Origin of the sequence: Cryptosporangium japonicum (genome assembly GCF_039524755.1) — a bacterium.
GTDB classification, from domain to species: Bacteria; Actinomycetota; Actinomycetes; order Mycobacteriales; family Cryptosporangiaceae; genus Cryptosporangium; species Cryptosporangium japonicum.
Genome location: NZ_BAAAGX010000029.1, coordinates 180,252 through 186,428, shown reverse-complemented (window position 1 = coordinate 186,428; position 6,177 = coordinate 180,252). Strand labels below are relative to the sequence as shown.

The 6,177-nt window shown below is 74.0% G+C and carries 4 protein-coding genes; 3 read left to right on the top strand and 1 reads right to left on the bottom strand.

From position 1 onward, the window contains the following. The first annotated feature begins 118 nt into the window (after positions 1-118). Together ABD437_RS34005 and ABD437_RS34000 are read left to right on the top strand one after the other, a co-directional pair. Positions 119-2,284, top strand: coding sequence for an MMPL family transporter (locus ABD437_RS34005; RefSeq protein WP_344653071.1), 2,166 nt, complete (start codon positions 119-121; stop codon positions 2,282-2,284). 269 nt (positions 2,285-2,553) lie between these two features. Beyond that, entirely contained in the window at positions 2,554-3,486 is a 933-nt protein-coding gene (locus ABD437_RS34000; protein WP_344653070.1) for a serine hydrolase, read from the top strand. Here the strand turns inward: ABD437_RS34000 and ABD437_RS33995 are convergent. After that, positions 3,483-4,088 carry a TetR/AcrR family transcriptional regulator gene (locus ABD437_RS33995; protein ID WP_344653069.1) on the bottom strand — a complete coding sequence of 202 codons (606 nt, stop codon included), beginning with the start codon at positions 4,086-4,088 and terminating at the stop codon, positions 3,483-3,485. The genes ABD437_RS34000 and ABD437_RS33995 overlap by 4 nt on opposite strands. Positions 4,089-4,254: 166 nt before the next feature. On the opposite strand from ABD437_RS33995, the gene ABD437_RS33990 reads away from it, so the two are divergent. Then, positions 4,255-6,177: ATP-binding protein (locus ABD437_RS33990; RefSeq protein ID WP_344653068.1), on the top strand; the 1,923-nt coding region annotated here is incomplete at its 3' end.

Sequence of the window (6,177 nt, the reverse complement as noted above, 5' to 3'; positions counted from 1 at the left end):
ACAACTGTGCCAACGTCCCTGCACAGCACACCTAGGCACCAAGTCAGCACCAAGTCGCCGTGAAGTACCCCGCGAGAACGTCAGCCCGACACCATCTCGCGCTAAGGGGTACTCACCGATGTCCCGCTTCCTGTACCGCGTCGGCGGTGCGGCCGCCGCGCACCCGTGGCGGACCGTCGCCGTCTGGCTGACCGCGCTGGTCGCCGCACTGGCCGTCGCCGGGATCGCCGGTGGCACGACGCACGACGACTACCACGTCGCCGGAACACCGTCCCAACGCGGAATCGACCTGCTCGAGCGCGCGTTCCCGTCGGTCTCCGGCACCGACGCCCGGGTCGTCGTCCACGGCGACGACCTCGACCCCGCCCTGCTGAGCACGCTCTCCGAGCGCCTGGGCGCGCTCGAGCACGTCGGCACCGTGTCCCCTCCCCGCCGGTCCGCGGACGGTGACACCGCGCTCTTCTCGCTCACGTACACGGTGCCGGTCACCGACTTCCAAGGCACGGAGGGCGTGGACGCGCTCGAGGACGCCACGAGGCCCGCGGTCGAGCGTGGTCTGCAGGTGGAGTTCGGCGGTCAGGTGGCCGAGAACATCGGGGCGATCAGCGGTGTCGCCGAGGCGATCGGGGTCGTCGCGGCGCTCGTCATCCTGCTGTTGGCGTTCCGTTCCGTGGTGGCGGCGGGTCTGCCGATCGCGGTCGCGCTCGTCGGGCTCGGCATCGGGTCGGCGACGATCACGCTGCTCGCCGCGGTCACCGACGTCAGCACGACCGCCCCCACCGTCGCCTCGATGGTGGGTCTCGGCGTCGGCATCGACTACGCGCTGCTGCTCGTGACCCGCTACAACGAAGGCGTCCGCGCCGGGCTCGAGGCCCGCCTCGCGGCGGCCACCGCGACCGCGACCGCAGGCGTCTCGGTGGTCGTCGCCGGTGCGACGGTGCTGCTGTCGCTGTTCGGCCTCACGTCCGCGGGCCTCCCGATCTACCGGTCGTTCGGGTCGGCCACCGCGCTGGTGGTGGCGGTCGTCGTCGCCGCCGCGATCACGCTGGTGCCCGCGCTGTGTGCCCTCTCCGGCCGCCGCGCGCTCCCCCGCCCCCACCGCCAAATCCAGAATCACGCCGCCCCCGGCACCACCGCGCGTATGGCCAGTGCCGGTGGGCCGACCACACCCACCGCTGGAACCGCCCGCTGGGCGGCCCGGGTCGGGCGGCGTCCGCTCCCCTGGGCGCTGGCCGCGCTCGCGGTGCTGGTGGCGCTGGCCGCGCCGATGCTCGGGATGCGGACCTGGCCGCAGGATGCCGGCAGCCAACCGACCAGCAACACCACCCGCCAGGCCTACGACCTGATCGCCGCCGAGTACGGCGAGGGTGCGAACGGCCCGCTGCTGGTCGCCGTCGACCTCACGAAGGTGCCCGCCGCGAGCCTCGCCGACCTGACCAGGCGCCTCGCCGCCGACCCGGGCGTCGCGGGGGTCTCGGCGCCGATCACCGCCCCGTCCGGCCGGGCCGCCGTCATCACGGTCGAGCCGAAGTACGGCCCGCAGGACGAGCGCGCCTCCGAACTGGTGGACCACCTCCGCGCGGACGTGCTCCCGGCCGGCGCCGAGATCACCGGCATCACCGCGATCTTCCGCGACATCTCCGCGCTGCTCTCCGAGCGGCTCTGGTACGTCGTCGGCGTCGTCGTGGGCTTGTCGTTGGTGTTCCTGCTGGTGATGTTCCGATCGGTGGTCGTTCCGCTGAAGGCGGCCGCGATGAACCTGCTCTCGATCGCCGCGGCCTACGGCGTGATGACCGTGGTGTTCCAGTGGGGGTGGGGTGCCGAGCTGCTCGGCCTGCCGCACGCCGTGCCGGTGTCCACGTGGGTGCCGCTGCTGATGTTCGCGGTGCTGTTCGGGCTCTCGATGGACTACGAGGTGTTCCTGCTGTCGCGGATCCGCGAGGACTGGCTGCGTACCGGCGACGCGCACGGCAGCGTGGTGCGCGGGCTGGCGTCGACCGGCCGGGTGATCACCGGTGCGGCGCTGATCATGGTGGCCGTGTTCGTCGGGTTCGGGCTGGACTCCGACCTCACCGTCAAGATGGTCGGCGTCGGCATGGCGGTGGCGGTCGCGGTGGACGCGACGATCGTCCGGATGGTGCTGGTGCCCGCGACGATGGCGTTGCTGGGGCGAGCGAACTGGTGGTTGCCGGGCTGGCTGGAGCGGGTGTTGCCACCGGTGGCGCCGCACGCGGAGCAGTTCGAGCCGCCGGTGGCCCCGGAACCCGAACCGGCCACGGTGTGACACGGACGTCGGCCCGGTACCCCTCGCACCGGGCCGACGTCGTCGTGCGTTATCTGGTCTTGCTCGTCCGGCTCCATTGTGTCCGTGGCTGCTGTGAACGCTGATCAGCTGTGCGACCAGTCGTCCCGGGCTTTCCGCCCGGCGCACCGGGACATCCCGTCCGGGCCGTGCCGGCGGTCGCCGGGCGGTCGGCCCGAGGTCGGCGGAGGTTCGCCTGGACCGGGCTCCCGGGGCGTCGGCGCCGGCACCACCGGGCTAGCGTGCGGATCATGCGGACTCGTCTGGTCGCGGTGGCCGTCGCCGCGCTCGCGCTCCTCACGCCGGCGGCCTGTTCGGCGGGGAACGCCGATACGCCGACGCCGCGGACGCCGAGCGCGTCGAGCGCCCCGGTCGCGCCGGCCGCGAGCGCGGCGAGCCCGTCGGGCTGCGACGACAGCGCGGGCTGGGGCTGCGAGTGGGCGCCGCGCCTGGCCGCGGCCGGCCGGATCGCCGCGGACGCGCCCGGCGAGCTCGGCGTCGTCGTCCTCGACCGCCGCACCGGTGACCGCTGGCAGACCGGCGACGTCGACCATCTGTTCTGGACCGGCTCGACGATCAAGCTGGGGCTGGTCGCGACCGCGCTCGAGCAGTCACGCACCGGGGTCCGGGAGCTGTCCGACACCGACACCCAGCGCATCGGCGACATCCTGGCGTTCTCCTCCGACGACGCGGCCGACGCGCTCTGGCGCGAGTACGGCCGGTCGGCGCTGCTGACGCGGTTCAAGTCGCGTTACGGCATGAGCCACGCGACGTACGTGGACGGCTTCGACAAGTACTGGGGCTTCGTCAAGTGCACGCCGGGTGACCTGGTCACGCTGATGGACTACATGCTGGAGAAGCTCGGCCCGGCCGACCGTGACCTGGTGGTCACCGGGATGCGTCAGACCGACGAGATCCAGCACTGGGGCATCTGGTCGGCCGGTCCCGACGTCGAGCCGGGCAACAAGAACGGCTGGTCGGTCGAGAAGGACGACGGCCGGGAACACTGGCTGACCAGCTCGGTCGGCTTCGCCGGCGACGACGAGCGCTACGTCGTCGCCGAGATGTACTCGATGCCACCGGGCCAGGACTCGCTGGAACGGGGCGCCCACACGTTGAGCGACCTCTCGGCCACCCTCTTCGGCCGCGCCACCCCTGCCCCCGCGGTGATCCACGCGAGCTAGGCGGGCCTCGGAGTGGCCGGTGCTTCGGCGACGCCGGCGATCGCGAGGGCGGCGCTGCGCAGGTCCGTGCTGACCCGCTCGGGGTCGGGGTCGGCGAGGAACTGGATCAGCAACCCGTCGATCATCGCCATCACCAGCCGCGCCACCTGGTCGACCGGGATCAGGAAGCTCCACCCGGCCAGCGCCGCGGTCTTGCCGGCCCAGAGACGGATCCGCTCGTCCTGCCAGCGGGCCAACTCGTGGGTCAGCCCGGCACGCACCGCGTAGAGCGTCACCTCGAGCCGGCCGAGGTGCGCCTGCGCGCTCTGCCGCACGACGTGCTGCCAGAGCGCCTGGAGCGTCTCGCTCAGCCAGTCACCGAACCGTTGGTTCACGCTACTGAGCGGCACCGGCGAGACGCTCTGCCCGAACAGCAGGTCCTCGACGACGGCACCGAACAACGCCTCGCGCGTCTTGAAGACGTGTTGGAGCGTGCTGAGCGCGATACCGGCCTCGTCGGCGACCGCGCGCAGCGACGCGTGCGCGAGCCCGTCACGCTCCACCACCGCGCGGGCGGCCAGTACGATCTGCCGCCGCCGGACCGCGGACGAAACGTAGGGCATGACAGCTCCTCACGCGGTCGCCGGACTGGAACGAGTTCAATCAGTGTTTCAACAGTGCCGGTACGGGTACCAGACCCCGTTTCGGGGTGAAGTCGCCGCCGCGCACGCCGTCCGGCTCCGGACAGAGGCCCACGACGTGCGGAGACCGCCCGTAGGCTTCGACCCCATGGTGCGGTTGAGCGTTCTCGGGCCGCTACGGGCCGAGGTCGCCGACCAACCCGTGGAACTCGGCGGCCCGAGGCAGCGGGCGGTGCTGGCGCGGCTGGTGAGCGCGCGTGGGCACGTGGTGTCGACGGAACGGTTCGTCGATGACCTGTGGCAGGGCGAGCCGCCACCGAAGGCGCTCGCCGCTCTCCAGGTGTACGTCTCGCACCTCCGGCGCGCGCTCGAGCCGGGGCGAGCGCCGCGGACCCCCGCGCAGGTGCTGGTGAGCGCCGCGCCCGGGTACGCACTGCGGCTCGAGGACGACGCGATCGACGCGTGGCGGTTCGAGCGGTTGCTGGAGCAGGCGGCGGGCGCGTCGGCGGTGGACGCCGCGAACCTGCTCGATCAGGCACTCGCGCAGTGGAGCGGGCCGGCGTACGCCGAGTTCGCGGACGAACCCTGGGCCGTTCCGGAGGCCGAGCGTCTCGAGGAGCTGCGCCGGGTCGCGGTCGAGCGGCGGGCCGAGGCGATGCTGGCCGCCGGGCGGAACGCCGAGGTGGCGGCCGACCTCGATCGGCACGTGCGTGCGCATCCGCTGCGCGAGGACGCGGTCGCGTTGCTGGCGCGCGCGCTCTACCGCACCGGGCGCCAGGCCGACGCGCTGACCGTGCTCCGGGACGCCAGGACGCGGCTGGCCGACGACCTGGGCGTCGACCCGGGCCCCGCTCTCCGGGCCCTGGAGTCCGACGTGCTGGCCCACTCACCCGCCCTCGAGCTGACCTCCGCTCCCGCCGTGCGCCCGGCACCCCCTCGCGACCACGCCCCGGCCCGGTCCGCGGACCCGACCGAGGCGGGCGTACTGGTGGGGCGGCGCGGGGAGATGGCGCGGATCTCGGCCGCGGCCGCTGGGGCGGCCGCGGGGCAGTTCCGGGTCACCTGGGTGGGCGGGGATCCCGGCGCGGGGAAGTCGACGCTGGCCGGCGCGGTGGCCGGCGTCCTGGCCGAGCGCGGCTGGCAGGTGCTGCGCGGACGCTGCCCCGAAGTGGACGGCGCACCACCGGCCTGGGCCTGGAGCGAGGTCGTGCACGCCACGATCGACCGCATCGACGACGCGCTGACCACCCGGCTCGCCCCGCTGCTGCACCAGGAGGCGCCGGCCGCACCGGCCCGGGACGTCCCCCCGTTCTGGCTCGGCCGGGCCGTCGCCGAGCTGCTCACCACGCTCACCGCCACCGGCCCGCTCCTGGTCGTCCTGGACGACGTCCACCGCGCCGACGGCGAGACGTTGCAGCTGCTCCGGCACGTCGCGTCCGAACTGGCCGGTCGACCGGTCCTGGTGGTGGCGACGTACCGCCCGGCCGAGGTCACCGACGACCTGAGCGCCTGCTGGGCCGCGCTCGCCGGTTCCGCCGCCGACCGGATCGACCTGGCCGGGCTGCCCGCGGACGACGTCGCCGAGCTCCTGCGACGCCAGGGCGCGCCCACGGACACCGCGCTGGTCGAGCTGGTCACCGCGCGCACCGGCGGCAACCCGCTGTTCGTCTCCGAGACCGCGCGGCTGATCGCCGCCGAGGGTCCGGGGGCCGCGGCCGACGCCGTCCCCGCCGGCGTCCGCGACGTGCTCCGACGGCGGCTGGCCCGGTTGCCCGGCCCGGCGCGGGCGGTGCTGCGCACGGCGAGCGTCCTCGGTGTCGAGGTGGACGTCGACGTGCTGCTCGCGCTGGCGGGCACGGACGAGGACACGGTGCTCGACGCGCTGGAGGCCGGCGTCCTCACCGGACTGCTCGTCGAACCCTCGACCGGCGCGGTCCGGTTCGCCCACGCCCTGGTCCGCGACACGCTGTACGAGGACGTCCCGCGGCTGCGCCGTACCCGGATGCACGGCCGTGCGGTCGAGGCGCTGGCCCAGGTGCGCCCGGGTGACCGCGCCGGGCTGGCCCACCAC

Excerpts from the sequence above, each read along its gene's own strand:
- ABD437_RS34005 (WP_344653071.1), top strand. The coding sequence starts at position 119 with ATGTCCCGCTTCCTGTACCGCGTCGGCGGTGCGGCCGCCGCGCACCCG.
- ABD437_RS34000 (WP_344653070.1), top strand. The coding sequence starts at position 2,554 with ATGCGGACTCGTCTGGTCGCGGTGGCCGTCGCCGCGCTCGCGCTCCTC.
- ABD437_RS33995 (WP_344653069.1), bottom strand. The coding sequence starts at position 4,088 with ATGCCCTACGTTTCGTCCGCGGTCCGGCGGCGGCAGATCGTACTGGCC.